This window comes from Streptomyces griseofuscus, assembly GCF_014673495.1.
Taxonomy (GTDB): domain Bacteria; phylum Actinomycetota; class Actinomycetes; order Streptomycetales; family Streptomycetaceae; genus Streptomyces; species Streptomyces murinus.
In genome coordinates this window covers 7,888,940-7,901,819 of sequence record NZ_CP051006.1, presented here as the reverse complement: position 1 = coordinate 7,901,819, position 12,880 = coordinate 7,888,940, and the positions used below count along the sequence as shown (strand labels likewise).

Here is a 12,880-nt window from a genome sequence, read left to right as displayed (position 1 = left end):
CTCGGCTCCCGCGACGCGGGGGCCTGTCACGGCAGTTGGGGTACGACGGCCACCGGGCACTTGGCGTGGTGCAGCAACCGGTGCGCCACGCGGCCCAGTTGAAGCCCGGCGTGCCCGCGCTCCCGCCGTACCCCGACGACCAGCAGATCGGCCGCGGCCGAGCGATGCAGGAGCACCTTGCCGGGCGGACCCTCCAGGACGGTCCGGGCCACCCGTGCGTCCGGGTGCTCGCCCAGCGGGGCCTGGAGCAGCTTGTCGATCAGTTCGGCGGCCTCGTCCTCGTGGTCCGGCGCGGCCCCGTCCTCGGCCCGGTCACCGGAGCGCCGCCAGGTGCGCACCGCGTCCAGGACACACCGGCGGGCGGCGGCCTCGCGCAGCGCGAAGCGGGCGGCCGTGTCGCTGGTGCCGGGCTCGCCGACGCCCAGCAGCACCCGCTCATGGGTGCCCCCGAGCCCCGCCGTGTCCCCGCGGACCACGATCACCGGACCGGACGCCCGCCCGGCGACGGCCAGTCCCACCGAGCCGAGCAGCAGCCCCTTCAGCTCGCCCCGGCCCCGGCTGCCGGTCACCACGGCGGTGGCGTTGTCGCCCTCGGCGAGCAGGGCGGCGACCGGGTCCTCGGCCAGTACGGCGGAGTCCGCCTTCAGATCCGGGGCGCGCCGCAGTGCGCGCTCGGTCGCCGAGGCCACGATGTGCTCGGCCAGCACATGGAAAGCGGCCGGTTCGCCGCCGAGCGAGGGGAGCCGCCCCTCGTAGCGCTCCCAGAGCGAGGCGTGCACCAGCCGCAGCGGCACCCCGAGCCGGACCGCCTCGTCGGCCGCCCAGTCCACCGCGAGCAGGCTGCAATCGGAGCCGTCGACACCCACGACCAGGGGCAGGGGCATCGTCCTCACCGCCTTTCCTCGGGCTGCGCGTCGGCGCAGCGGCCCGTCCGGCTCGCCACGCCGGCACGGCCGAACGGGTGGGCCGATGGGTACATTGTCCCTTTCGGTGGGAATCGGACTACCCCAGCGAGGTCCGGGCGGCCCCTGCCCCCGGGCGGCCCGCCCGGCGCAGTCTGGAGACGGCATCCCCCAGTGCCGGTGTCCCCCTCGGTGCCCCGAAAGAGGTCCTGATGACCCATCTCCCCCCGGCCGGTCCCCTGCCCGGCGCGCCGTCCGTCGCGGGTCAGGTCAGCGTCGGCCGGCTGATGACCGCGCCGCCCGTGACCGTCGCGCCCGACGTCACCCTGGCGGAGGCCACCCGGCTGATGGCCGAGACCGCCGTCGGCTCCCTCCTGGTCGTCGCGGACGGCACCCTGCTCGGCATCGTCACCGACCGCGATCTGGCGCTGCGCGGGCTCGGCGAGGGCCTGCCGCCGGCCAGCCGGATCGACGCGGTGATGTCCCCGCGGGTGGTCACCCTGGACGCGGGCGACGAGATCCACGAGGCGTACCGCACCTTCCGCCGCACCGGTGTGCGCCGGCTGCCCGTCCTCGACGACGGCCGCCCGGTGGGCGTGCTCACTCTGGACGATCTGCTGCTCGACGTGTTCCGGCGGCTCGCGGACCTGCTGGGTCCGGTGGCCTGGAGCGTGCTGCGGGAGCCGCCGGGGCCGCAGTGAGCCCGGGGCTCAGGTCTCCTCGGAGCGGACGATGACCACCGGGCACGCGGCGTGCGCGGCGACGCGCTGGCTGACCGAGCCGAGCATGACGCGCGCGAAGCCGCCCCGGCCGCGGCTGCCGACGACCAGGACCTCGGCGCCCTCGGCGGCCCGCAGCAGGATCTCGGCGGGGTTGCCGTGGGCCACGCGGGTGCGCACCCCGGCGGCCGCGTCCGCGCCGAGCACCTCGGTCAGCTCCTGCGCCATCTGCTCGCGGGTCGCCTCCTCGTCGATGTACATGTCAACCGCGGGCGCGGACCAGCCGTACAGCGGCACCTCCCAGGCCGCGACGGCCTCCACCGCGCCGCCGACGAGCCCGGCGTAGCGCACGGCCCAGCGCACCGCCTCGAAGGAGGACGGCGAGCCGTCGACCCCCACCACGACCCGGGGCTTGGAGACGTCCTGGTCCATCTGTCCCACCTCTCTGGCTGCTGCCCCCTGTGCTCCACGCTGCGCGACCCGGCGCCGCCCCGCCAGAAAAGAGCGTCCGTTCGGCCCTGCCGCCGGGCGCCGGGGCGGTGCATCCTGCCGTAAGGGGAACCGGGAGGAACGGGAGGTGAGGCACGTATGGGCAAACAGCGCAGGAAGAACGGCAAGGCGAGGACCGGAAGGCCCCGTACCGGCCGCGACTGCGGAGCACCCCTGCCCGCACACCGGGACCCGCGTCCCCGCTCCGGCAGCCCAGCCCCGGGCACGGCCCACTGGCGCGGCCACGGCCCCGGCAACCAATGGCTGCTGCTGCCCGGCGGCACCTGGCGCCGGGTGGAGACGATCCGGGTACGCGGCCTGTTCGGCTGAGCGGGCCCCCCGGGACGGTGCCTAGCCGGGGGTGATCGGCAGATCGTCGGTGAAGGCGTTGATCGGCTGGGCGATCGGGGTGGTCAGGCGGGCGTCCAGCGCGGCCGGTGCGGAGGTGGTGCCGAGGGTGCCCGCGGGGTGCCAGGTGCCGGTGACCGCGAGCCAGGTGTCGGCGGCGGGCGGTTCGGCGGAACCGGAGCCGTAGACATGGATCTTGACGGTCTGGGAGTCGGCGGCGCAGCAGCTGAAGATGATCCGGGTCAGATACCAGCCCTCGCCCGTCGCGTCGGGCGTGGCGAAGCCGGTCAGGCGGACGGTACGGCCCTGGATGGCCCGGCTGCGGTCCTGCTGGACGCGCTTGGTGAACTCCGTGAGGGTCAGCGGCAGCGGGGAGGTCGCGGGCAGCGGCTCGAAGCCCTTCTTCTGCACGGCGACCGGCTCGGCACCGGAGCGGGCGGCGGTGTAGGCGCCGAGGGCCGGCGGGGCGAAGAGGAGGAGGCTCAGGGCGGGGAGGACGAGGAGCCAGGCGATCTTGGGCGTGGCGGAGTGGTCATGGCCGTCGTGCCCCTCATGGCCGTCGTGGGCGTGCGCTTCGTGCGCGCCGTCCGTGTGCCCGTCGTGGGCGTCGGACGCGTGCCCGTCGGGGCCACCGGATGCGGGCCCGTCGTGGGCGTGTCCCCCGTTCCCCGTCCGGGAGAAGGCCGCCACGATGCCGAGCAGGAGCAGGACGACGCCGGAGGCGATGAGCACGGGGCGCAGGCCCGGCTTGACGTAGCGCAGGTATGTGTCGCTGAACAGTGTGATGCGCAGCAGGCCGAGGCCGGTCAGCTTCAGCAGCAGGCTCTGGAGGAGGCGTCTCACAGCAGGGCCCCTCCGGTCAGGGCGCTGGCGGCGACGGCCACGACCGTGGTCGCCGTACAGAACCGCCAGGCGAAGGCGCGGCCGAACGTGCCCGCCTGGAGGGCGATCAGCTTCAGGTCGACCATGGGCCCGACCACCATGAACGCGAGCCGGGCGGTCGGCGAGAACCCGGTCAGCGACGCGGCGACGAACGCGTCGGCCTCCGAGCAGACCGCCAGCAGCACCGCGAGGCCCGCCAGGAACAGCACCGAGAGCCAGGGCGTGCCGGAGAAGGCGTCGAGGACGGCACGCGGCACGGCGACGTTGAAGGTGGCGGCGGCCATCGCGCCGAGCACGAGAAAGCCGCCGGCCTGGAGGAAGTCGTACTGGAAGCCGATCCGGAACTCCTGCCAGCGGCTGTGGCCGTGGGCGTGCCCGGTGTGCCGTCGGCGCAGCGCCGGACGCAGCCACTTCTCGTCGCCCCGCCAGAGCCACAGCCAGCCCATCACGGCCGCCGTGCCGAGGGAGGCGAGCAGCCGGGCGGCGATCATCGCGGGATTGCCCGGGAAGGCGACGGCGGTGGCGGTGAGCACGACGGGGTTGACGGCGGGCGCGGACAGCAGGAAGGCGAAGGCGGCGGCCGGGGTGACACCCCGGCGGATCAGGCTGTTGGCGACCGGTACGGAGGCGCACTCACAGCCCGGCAGGATCGCGCCGGCGACGCCCGCGACCGGCACGGCGAGCGCGGCCCGCTTCGGCAGCACCCGGGTGAACAGGTCGGCGGGCACGAAGGCGTTGATGGCCCCGGAGAGCACGGTGCCGAGCACGAGGAAGGGGATCGCCTGGACGATGATGGCCAGGCAGACCGTGCGCCAGGCCCCTACGGCGGGCTGGTCCAGCCACCCCGAGTCGCCGACGAGGAGTACGGCGCTCGCGCCCGCCGCGAGCAGGACGGCCGCGCCGAGCGGCCAGGGCCGGGGGCGGCGCACGGACGGAGGCGGAGGGACCGGGACGACCGCCACACCCTCCCCCGCGGCAACCAGTTCATCCGTTTTTTCCATGATCTCTCCGGATGTCGGTGTCCGGCCGACGATAAGCGAGGACCGGGGCCGGGACGGGTATACACGCCGCCGTGACGACCGCCGTGCACCGGTCGGCCGCCCCCGGTCCGCCCTCGGTGACTCTTCTTACAATTCGGGCGGAAGGGGGGCCGGAGTGACGGCAGCCACTTCGCACGGGGCGGGTTTTGTCTACGTTCGGGTGCCATGTCCTCGCACCCGCGCCGCACGGCCGGCGTCCTTCTGGCCTCGGTGACCGCCCTGCTCACCGCCGGCATACCGGCGGCGGCCGCCGCCACGCCCGCCCCGAAGCCGAAGCCGACCCCCAAAACCTCGGCGCCGGCCTCGAAGACTCCCGCTCCAAAGCCTCCCGTCCCCGATCCGCACGCCACCGTCGCCGTCCTCGACCTCGACGCGGGCGCGACCACCCCCGTGATCCAGGGCGAGGACCGCGCCTACGACACCGCCAGCATCGTCAAGGTCGACATCCTCGCCGCGCTGCTGCTCAAGGCGCAGGACGAGCGGCGCGCGCTGACCGACGAGGAGCGCGGCCACGCCGAGCCGATGATCAAGCGCAGCGACAACGACGCGGCGGACGCCCTGTGGAAGGAGATCGGCCGGGACCCCGGTCTCACGGCGGCCAACCAGCGCCTGGGGCTGACCTCGACCACGGCCGGTACCAGCGGCAGGTGGGGGCTGACCCGGACCACCGCGAGCGATCAGATACGGCTGCTGCGCGCGGTCTTCGACGACAGCGCCCAGAGCCCCCTCACCCCCGATTCCCGCACCTACATCCGCACCCTGATGGGCGAGGTCCTGCCCGAGCAGTCCTGGGGCGTCTCGGCGGTGAACGCGGCCGGGACCGAGCTGAAGAACGGCTGGCTCCAGCGCACCACCACGGGCCTGTGGGACGTGAACAGCATCGGCGAGGTCACCCTCGGCGGCCATCGCTGCCTCGTCGCCGTCCTCTCCGACGGCAGCGCCTCCATGAGCGACGGCGTCTCCCTGGTGGAACAGGCCGCCCGCACCGCGGTGGCCTGACGGCCGGGCAGCGGCGCTTTTCGGCCGCCGCGGAAGGGGCACGCGGGCGGGGTACGACTCCCGACCCGAGGAGCGATGCCACCATGGCCGAGTACGAACGTTCCCGTACGATGCCCGCCCAGCCCGAGCACGTCTTCGACCAGGCGGCCAATCTCCACCAGCTGGACTCCTGGCTCCCGGGCGCCCTGCACGTGGCCCCCGAGGAGCTGCCCGCCGTCAGCGTGCACGAGGCCGGTTCCGACAAGGACACCCCCGCCCTGCTGCGCGCCGAACCCGACCAGATGCGTCTGGAGTGGGGCACCCGCGAGCAGGGCGACTACGCGGGCTGGCTCCAGGTCGCGGGCATCGGCAGCGGCGCCAGCGAGGTGACCGTCCATCTGTCCTTCTTCGACAAGGACCACGACCCGGGCGAGCGCGCGGCCGCGGCGGCCCTGGAGGACAGCCTGCGCCGGCTGGAGGAACAGGTGCGGCTGCGCACGGACAACGCGGCCGGCTGAGGCATCCGCGGGCAGCGCGCACGGGCACGGGCAGGGGCGCGGACAAGGGCGAGGGGCCCGGCGGAGCCGGAACGATCTCTCGTACAACCGTTCCGGTGACACAGACGTCTCACAGAGTGGGGGAACTCCCGTTCCCCCACCGACCGTTCGTCCGCCACTGTCGCTCCAGTCAGAGGATTCCATGCCTTTCAGCTCTCCCGGCCCCCGTGCGGTGCGCCAGACCGCGGGCGCGTTCGGCGCCGTCGCCCTGATCGCGCTGTGCGCCGCGCCGGCCGTGGCCGCCGACGGCCCCGCGACCGGCCTGGCGCTGGGCACCATCGCGCCGTTCGACAAGGTGAAGCCGGGCAGCGAGCTCCCGCTGTCGCCCACCTTCACCAACACGGGCACCGCGGCACTCGACAAGGTCTGGCTGTCGTACTCCGTCACCCGCGGCCTGGGCCAGAGCGCGGTGCCCTCCAACTGCCTGAGCTACACGGTCGGTTCGGCCGCCGAGGAGCCGGGCCACACGCAGCTGGTGTGCGAGTTCGACCAGCCGGTGCAGACGGGCGTCGTCTACGCCCCGGAGCGGCCGCTGACCCTCAAGGCCCTGGACCGCGCCCTGTACGAGCACGTCCAGGTGACGGTCGACTCCTCGGCCCCGGTCCCGGACGACGGCGCCGCCGCCCCGGTGCACGGCACGGCCGCCGCCCTGAAGCTGGTCGAGCGGCCCGACGAGAAGACCCCGCCGGCCGGCGCCGCGTCCAGCGCGGACGTCGCGGTGAACGCCGTCAACACGGCCGATCTCCAGGTCGGTGGCGCCCAGTTGAAGGGCAAGGCCGGGGACACGGTCACGCTGCGGGTGAGGTTCGCGAACGCGGGGCCCGCCTGGGTGCGGCCGCAGCCGGGTCAGCGGGCGGCCCATGTCCTGGTGACGCTGCCCGAGGGCACCTCCGCGGTGCGGACCGACACGCTGTGCACGAACACCGGGGCCGAGTCCTACGCGTGCGGCACCGGCGCGCCCTGGGTGAACGAGCACGAGAGCAGGACGTACACCTTCAAGGTGAAGCTCGACAAGGCGGTGCCCGGCGCCCGCGGCTATGTGGAACTCGGCTCGGAGGCCCGGCCGTTCGACCACGTCAAGAAGAACGACACCGCGCGCATCACGCTCGCCGTCTCCGGTGGCACCGACACCACGGGCGGCGGCTCCACCGGGGACGGCGGTTCGAAGGGCGGCGACTCGACCGGCGGCACCGGCTCGACGACGTCCACGGGCGGCACCGGCACGGGCACGGACGGCGGTACGACCACGACGAACGGCACCACCGGCACCACGTCCGGTACTGGTACCACCGGTGACCTCACCACCGGCGGCTCCGACAGCACCGGCGGCAACCTCGCGGCCACCGGCGCCGGTCCCGCGCTGCCCCTCGCGGGCGCCGCGGCCGTGGCCGTGGTCGTCGGCGCGGGCGTCGTGGTGGCCGCCCGCCGCCGGGGCGGCCGCGAGGACTGATCCCCCCGCTCGGCCTGACCGGCGGCGGAGCCGGTCAGGTCCCCGAGCCCCCGAAGCCCTGGGTGGTGTACGCGCACTCGGTGTAGATGTACCCGGGGCGCAGCTTCGCGGTGTCGGAGCCCGCGGTCGTCGCCTGGCCGCCGTTCGGCTTGTGCACGAAGTAGGTGGTGCCGACCGGGAGTTGCAGGGTGCGCTGCGGATAGTCCTTGCCACCGGCGCAGGGCTTGAAGGTGGACATCAGCGTGTCGGCGAGCAGGTACGACCGGCAGCCGCCGCAGGCCTTCAGGGTGAAGCTGCCGGTGACCGGGCCGGTGTAGAGGACGGTCACGTCGTCCGGGCTGTCGTTCTTCACCGTGACGGAGATACTGCCGCCGTCGGCGGTGGTGGGCAGCTTCTTGCCGGCCGCCGGGATGGTCTGGGCGACCTCGGCGGCGATGGCGATCTTCTGGGCGCGCGCCCGGTTCTTGTGGTGCGGGTGCCCGGCGACGAACTTGTCCATGGTCTGCTGGGCGTTGCTGAAGTCGCCGCTCCTGTACTCCTGGACACCGCAGTCGTAGGCGCCGTCGTCGCCGCTGCGCCCGGCCCGGGACGCGGCGGACGCGAGCTTGCCGCCGGGGTCGCCCGCGGCCGTCTTCAGGTCGCCGATCCTGGTGTCGAGCTGCTGCAACTCCTCGACGGCCGCGCAGGATCCGGAGCCGCCCACGCCCTTCTGCGCCTTCTTCACGGCCGCGTCGACGGCGGGGGCCACCTTCGTCGTCTGCGGGGCGCCCGGGAAGGTCTTCATCAGGTCGCCGAAGCGGGTGACCCAGTCCTGGTCACCCGCGGACAGGCCCTGTGCTCCGCACTCGTACAGCGAGGTCGCGAGGCGGTCGTCGGGCCAGTCGGCGAGGGTGCCGACGGTGGCCTTGGGCAGCTCGCCGGGCACCGTGCGCAGATATGTCAGCGGGGCCACGGCGGTGCAGTAGTCCTGCCTGTCGTAGGGCGCGGCGACTTTGGAGTAGTAGGTGCGCAGGCTGGCGGGGACCTTGTGGGCGGCGCGGGAGCCGGGGTGGTCGGCGACGAGCTCGCGATAGACCCCGAGGGCCTCGCGGTAGTCCCCTTCCGCGGTGCTGAAGGACTTGCCCGCGTCCGCCGCCACCAGCTGGTCGGCGCTCGTCAGGCGCTTGAGGAGGGCCTGCTGTACGGCCTCGTCCCGGGCGTCCTGGTACCAGAGCGCACCGCCGGCCGGTACGGCGAGCAGCACCAGGCCCAGCAGCAGCGCGAGGGGCGCGCGGCCGGGCCACACCAGGCGGGTGCGCAGTCCGACGTACGCGCCGTGGGCGGCCGCCAGCAGCAGGAGGAGCGCGTACACCGCGAGCAGGGCGCCGGGGATGCCGTCGGCATCGGCGGGCAGGGCGATGACCAGCAGGATCGCGGTCGCCACCCAGCAGGCGGCCATGAGCAGCCGACGCCGCGTGAGCGCGTAGCCGAGGCCGAGTCCGCTGAGGTTGAGCAGGGCGACGGCGACGGCCCGGCCGGTGTCCGGGGGCGCGGGCGGCGGAGCGGCGGGCATGGGCGGCACACCGAAGCCCTGACCGGCCGGCGGACCATAGGCCCAGGGCCCTCCGGGACCAGTGACTCCACCGGCTCCGGCGGATCCGGCGGCTCCCGGGGCTCCGGCGGCTACCGGGTAGCTTCCGAACCCTCCGGCGGCTCCGGGGGCTCCGGGGGCTCCGGGGGCTCCGGGGGCTCCGGGGGCTCCGGGGTAGCTTCCCAACCCTCCGGGGGCTCCGGGCCCACCTGGCCCTCCGGGACTGCCGGGGCCTCCAGGGCCGACCGCGCTTTCAGAGGCTCCTGCGGGGTTTGCTGATCCTCCCGGGGCCTCGGGCCTACCAGGCCCCGCGAATCCGCCGGGGCCTGCGGGTCCCCCAGGCCCTCCGGGACTGCCGGGGCCTCCAGGGCCGCCCGCGCCTTCGGAGGCTCCTGCGGGGTTTGCTGATCCTCCCGGGACCTCGGGCCCACCATGCCCCGCGAATCCTCCGGGACCTGCGGGTCCCCCAGGGCCGCCGACGCCGGGGGCTCCTGCGGGGCTTCCGAACCCGCCGGATCCCGCAGCAGCCTCATCGGATCCAGCAGGCCCGCCAGCTCCCGCAGGCCCATCATGTCCCGCAGGCCCACCGGGTCCCGCGGGTCCACCGGATCCCGTAGGCCCTCCCTGGCCCCGGGATCCCCCGGGGCCTTCCGCGTCTCTCGGGCCCTCCGGGCCCCCGAATCCTCCGGACATGACGACTCCCCCCGCGTCCGACAACCCCCGCTGTGTGTGGCCTTTGATTCTAGCGGTCGGCGCACCCGGAGGAGCCCCAACACCGGCTCGGACAGCGGCACTTGGGGCCCCTGTCGCCCCTCCGCCCACCCGGGCCGCACCCGGGGGCCCGGTGCGCCCGTCCGCAACCCGGAAACGGACACATCGCCTGACCGGCCCAATGCGGGTGCGTCGGAGGGGCGCGAAGCCGTGACGGGTGTGACCGTGGTGAAAGGAATCCCCGGGTGCGCGAGTGACCGCCCGGTTGCCCAGCGACGAGGAGGCGGGATGCCGGACCAGGTCGGCGTGCGCGAACCCCTGCTCACGGACGATGCCGACGCCGCGCCCGAACGGGCCTTCGAGCAGCTGGGCGCCGTCGCCGACGCCGTGCTGTACGAGGGCTATCTGCTGTACCCGTACCGCCGGTCCTCCCCCAAGAACCGCGTCCGCTGGCAGTTCGGGGTGCTGCTGCCGCGCGACTGGGTGGAGCGCTTCGGCCCGGTCGCGCCCGGGATCTCCGGCTCCGCGGACTCCTGGTACCAGCAGACCGAGTGCCTGCTGCGCGCCCCGAAGGACGACGCGGTCGTACGACTGCGGGTCCGCCACCTCCAGATGCAGCACAAGCAGGTGGAGGACGCGGACGGTTCCCCGGTGGAGTCCCTGCGCACGGCCGACGGCGCCACGCATCTCTCCTTCGACGAGGCGATCCCGCGCGAGACCGAGCTGACGGTGCCGCTCGCCGAGCTGCTGGACGGCGGTCGTACGGTCGACGTCGGCGCGCCCGGCGGAGACGAGTACGAGCCGCTGCCGGGAAGCGCGGGACGGATCGTACGACGGCACCGGGAGCTGCGGGCCGCGACAACGGTGTCCGCCGAACCGCTCACGCCGGGCCTCTTCCGGCTGCGGGTGCGCACCGAGAACACGGGCGAGCCGGCCGATGCGGGGGCCTGCCGTAACGAGGCGCTGCGCGACGCGCTGATCGCCACGCACACGGTTCTCGGCGGCGAGGGCGTGGAGTTCGTCTCGCTGATCGATCCGCCCGAGGCGCTGGCCGAGCGGGCGCGCGGCTGCCGCAACGCGTTCACGTTCCCCGTCCTCGGCGGGGCGCCCCCGGAGTCCACCGACGGCGAGGGCGAGACCGGTCCGGCGATGCTCTCGGCGCCGATCATCCTCTCGGATCATCCGCAGGTGGCGCCGGAGAGTCCGGGCGACCTGCACGACGCGGCGGAGATCGACGAGATCCTGACGCTGCGCACGATGCTGCTGACCGACGCGGAGAAGGCGGAGGCGCGGGCCACCGATCCCCGGGCCGCGCGGATCCTGGACCGGGTCGACAGCATGCCCCGCGAGGTCTTCGAACGCCTGCACGGCGCGATCCGCTCACTGACACCGGCGGCCTCGTCGGGCTCCCGGACCTCCGGCCGCTCGACCGGGACCCGCGCTTCGACCGGGGCCGACCGGCCGGACACTTCGGCGCCGGAGCCACCCGCCGAGGCCCGCTCGGCCGCCCCGCAGGCCCACCGCGAAACCCTGACGCCGGAACCCGGCGCCGCGATCCGCGCGGCGGCCACGGCGCCCCACCAGGAACTCTCGGTACCCGAACCGCCCGCCGCGGCACACTCCGCGGGCCCGGAGGTCCAGCACCAGCCCCCGGCGCCGCACTCGGCCACCACAGCCTCGGCAGCGGCCCCCGCGGCCCACCGCGAGCCCCCGACGCCCGGACCGACCGCCACCCCCCAGCGCCCCGCCTGGTGGCAGGAGGGCGGGGACGAGGGGCTGTCGCCGGTGACCGACACCGTGCTCGTGGGCGATGCGCGCATCGGGGCCGGCAGTCCGGTGCTGTTGCGGCCGCGCACGCGCGGGGCCGACGCCCAGGACATGTTCCTGGACGGGCGGTCCGCCACCGTCGCCGGGGTCTTCCACGACGTGGACGGCAGTGTGCGGATCGCCGTGACCGTGGACGACGATCCGGCCGCCGAACTGCACGGCTGGTACGGCCGTTTCCACTACTTCCGGCCCGACGAGGTCGCACCCCTCGCAACCACGGGCACCCCGGCCGCCCCCGGCCGGGCCCACGACCGACTGCGACGGAGGCCGCAGAGATGACCACACAGAGCGGTACCACCGAGGCCCGCGCCGACGCCCCCCAGGGCTTCGACGAGATCACCATCCTGTGGATCTCCGAGGGCATGAGCTGCGACGGCGACACCGTGTCGCTGACCGCCGCCGGGCAGCCGTCCATCGAGGACGTGGTGCTCGGTCTCATCCCGGGCCTGCCGAAGGTCAACCTCGTCAACAAGGTCCTCTCCCCGAGCCTGGGCGGCGAGGACTTCCTCACCCCCTACCGCAAGGCGGCCCGCGGTGAGCTTGAGCCGTTCATCCTGGTGATCGAGGGCTCGATCCCGAACCAGAACATCATCGAGGGCGACGGCTACTGGACGTCGTTCGGCAACGACCCCGAGACCGGCGAACCGCAGACCCTGAACTCGTGGATCGACCAACTCGCGCCCAAGGCATGGGCGGTGGTCGCGGCCGGCACCTGCGCCACGTTCGGCGGCATCCACGCCATGGCCGGCAACCCGACCGGCTGCATGGGCCTCGCGGACTACCTGGGCTGGGAGTTCAAGGCGCGCTCGGGCCTCCCGGTGGTCAACGTGCCCGGCTGTCCGATCCAGCCGGAGAACTTCATGGAGACCCTGGTGTGGGTGCTCCAGCACGCCGCCGGCACCGCTCCCCCGCCGCCGCTGGACCACATGCTGCGGCCGCAGTGGCTGTTCGGCAAGACCGTGCACGAGGGCTGCGACCGGGCCGCCTACTACGAGCAGGCCGACTTCGCCAGGGACTACAACTCGCCCAAGTGCCAGGTGAAGGTGGGCTGCTGGGGTCCGGTCGTCAACTGCAACGTGCCCAAGCGAGGCTGGATGTCCGGCATCGGCGGCTGCCCGAACGTCGGCGGCATCTGCATCGGCTGCACCATGCCGAGCTTCCCCGACGCCTTCATGCCGTTCATGGACGAGCCCCCCGGCGGCACGCTCTCGTCGATGGTGATCAAGCCGTACGGAGCGGTCATCCGCCGACTGCGCGGAATCACCAACGACATGGTGAACCACGAGCCCCGCTGGCGGCACAACAAGCAGAAGCTGACCAGCGGTTACGACCCGCACTGGCGCGCGTGACGCCGTACTCCCCCGGCCCGCGCATCACCCCTCCGCCCGCCCCGCCATCCGCTCCGCC

At 74.1% G+C, this 12,880-nt stretch carries 12 protein-coding genes; 7 read left to right on the top strand and 5 right to left on the bottom strand.

What is annotated here, in order from left to right; genetic code table 11:
* Positions 1-26 precede the first annotated feature (26 nt).
* The gene (locus tag HEP81_RS35785) at positions 27-884 is read right to left on the bottom strand and encodes a universal stress protein (RefSeq protein WP_037653859.1); all 858 of its coding nucleotides are present in this window, start codon (positions 882-884) and stop codon (positions 27-29) included.
* Between the two features lie 230 nt (positions 885-1,114).
* On the opposite strand from HEP81_RS35785, the gene HEP81_RS35780 reads away from it, so the two are divergent.
* On the top strand, positions 1,115-1,603 hold the full coding sequence (locus tag HEP81_RS35780; protein ID WP_051850049.1) for a CBS domain-containing protein: 489 nt from the start codon (positions 1,115-1,117) through the stop codon (positions 1,601-1,603).
* A gap of 9 nt (positions 1,604-1,612) precedes the next feature.
* Here the strand turns inward: HEP81_RS35780 and HEP81_RS35775 are convergent, their stop codons facing one another.
* Complete coding sequence (locus HEP81_RS35775; protein ID WP_037653857.1) at positions 1,613-2,053, bottom strand: universal stress protein; 441 nt, start codon at positions 2,051-2,053, stop codon at positions 1,613-1,615.
* 156 nt (positions 2,054-2,209) lie between these two features.
* On the opposite strand from HEP81_RS35775, the gene HEP81_RS35770 reads away from it, so the two are divergent.
* Positions 2,210-2,440 carry a hypothetical protein gene (locus tag HEP81_RS35770; RefSeq protein WP_037653856.1) on the top strand — a complete coding sequence of 77 codons (231 nt, stop codon included), beginning with the start codon at positions 2,210-2,212 and terminating at the stop codon, positions 2,438-2,440.
* A gap of 21 nt (positions 2,441-2,461) precedes the next feature.
* On the opposite strand, the gene HEP81_RS35765 is transcribed toward HEP81_RS35770, so the two are convergent.
* Both HEP81_RS35765 and HEP81_RS35760 read right to left on the bottom strand, forming a co-directional pair.
* The gene (locus tag HEP81_RS35765; protein WP_037653855.1) at positions 2,462-3,301 is read right to left on the bottom strand and encodes a TIGR03943 family putative permease subunit; all 840 of its coding nucleotides are present in this window, start codon (positions 3,299-3,301) and stop codon (positions 2,462-2,464) included.
* Complete coding sequence (locus tag HEP81_RS35760) at positions 3,298-4,341, bottom strand: permease (RefSeq protein ID WP_078967267.1); 1,044 nt, start codon at positions 4,339-4,341, stop codon at positions 3,298-3,300. Before HEP81_RS35760 ends, HEP81_RS35765 begins: the two co-directional genes overlap by 4 nt.
* 204 nt (positions 4,342-4,545) lie before the next feature.
* On the opposite strand from HEP81_RS35760, the gene HEP81_RS35755 reads away from it, so the two are divergent.
* From HEP81_RS35755 to HEP81_RS35745, 3 genes are all read left to right on the top strand, one after another.
* Positions 4,546-5,379 carry a serine hydrolase gene (locus tag HEP81_RS35755; RefSeq protein WP_037653853.1) on the top strand — a complete coding sequence of 278 codons (834 nt, stop codon included), beginning with the start codon at positions 4,546-4,548 and terminating at the stop codon, positions 5,377-5,379.
* An 83-nt stretch (positions 5,380-5,462) separates the two neighbouring features.
* Positions 5,463-5,876, top strand: coding sequence for an SRPBCC family protein (locus HEP81_RS35750; protein ID WP_037653852.1), 414 nt, complete (start codon positions 5,463-5,465; stop codon positions 5,874-5,876).
* Positions 5,877-6,057: 181 nt separating this feature from the next.
* Positions 6,058-7,365, top strand: a complete 1,308-nt coding sequence (locus HEP81_RS35745; protein ID WP_037653851.1) for a hypothetical protein — start codon at positions 6,058-6,060, stop codon at positions 7,363-7,365.
* Between the two features lie 34 nt (positions 7,366-7,399).
* Here HEP81_RS35745 and HEP81_RS35740 read toward each other — a convergent pair whose 3' ends face one another.
* Positions 7,400-8,917, bottom strand: coding sequence for a hypothetical protein (locus HEP81_RS35740; protein WP_037654020.1), 1,518 nt, complete (start codon positions 8,915-8,917; stop codon positions 7,400-7,402).
* Positions 8,918-9,934: 1,017 nt separating this feature from the next.
* On the opposite strand from HEP81_RS35740, the gene HEP81_RS41800 reads away from it, so the two are divergent.
* Together HEP81_RS41800 and HEP81_RS35725 are read left to right on the top strand one after the other, a co-directional pair.
* Complete coding sequence (locus tag HEP81_RS41800) at positions 9,935-11,752, top strand: hypothetical protein (RefSeq protein WP_243279695.1); 1,818 nt, start codon at positions 9,935-9,937, stop codon at positions 11,750-11,752.
* Complete coding sequence (locus HEP81_RS35725) at positions 11,749-12,822, top strand: NADH-quinone oxidoreductase subunit B family protein (protein ID WP_037653849.1); 1,074 nt, start codon at positions 11,749-11,751, stop codon at positions 12,820-12,822. Before HEP81_RS41800 ends, HEP81_RS35725 begins: the two co-directional genes overlap by 4 nt.
* The last annotated feature ends 58 nt before the right edge of the window (positions 12,823-12,880 follow it).

Excerpts from the sequence above, each read along its gene's own strand:
- HEP81_RS35785 (WP_037653859.1), bottom strand. The coding sequence starts at position 884 with ATGCCCCTGCCCCTGGTCGTGGGTGTCGACGGCTCCGATTGCAGCCTG.
- HEP81_RS35780 (WP_051850049.1), top strand. The coding sequence starts at position 1,115 with ATGACCCATCTCCCCCCGGCCGGTCCCCTGCCCGGCGCGCCGTCCGTC.
- HEP81_RS35775 (WP_037653857.1), bottom strand. The coding sequence starts at position 2,053 with ATGGACCAGGACGTCTCCAAGCCCCGGGTCGTGGTGGGGGTCGACGGC.
- HEP81_RS35770 (WP_037653856.1), top strand. The coding sequence starts at position 2,210 with ATGGGCAAACAGCGCAGGAAGAACGGCAAGGCGAGGACCGGAAGGCCC.
- HEP81_RS35760 (WP_078967267.1), bottom strand. The coding sequence starts at position 4,341 with ATGGAAAAAACGGATGAACTGGTTGCCGCGGGGGAGGGTGTGGCGGTC.
- HEP81_RS35755 (WP_037653853.1), top strand. The coding sequence starts at position 4,546 with ATGTCCTCGCACCCGCGCCGCACGGCCGGCGTCCTTCTGGCCTCGGTG.
- HEP81_RS35750 (WP_037653852.1), top strand. The coding sequence starts at position 5,463 with ATGGCCGAGTACGAACGTTCCCGTACGATGCCCGCCCAGCCCGAGCAC.
- HEP81_RS35745 (WP_037653851.1), top strand. The coding sequence starts at position 6,058 with ATGCCTTTCAGCTCTCCCGGCCCCCGTGCGGTGCGCCAGACCGCGGGC.
- HEP81_RS35740 (WP_037654020.1), bottom strand. The coding sequence starts at position 8,917 with ATGCCCGCCGCTCCGCCGCCCGCGCCCCCGGACACCGGCCGGGCCGTC.
- HEP81_RS41800 (WP_243279695.1), top strand. The coding sequence starts at position 9,935 with ATGCCGGACCAGGTCGGCGTGCGCGAACCCCTGCTCACGGACGATGCC.
- HEP81_RS35725 (WP_037653849.1), top strand. The coding sequence starts at position 11,749 with ATGACCACACAGAGCGGTACCACCGAGGCCCGCGCCGACGCCCCCCAG.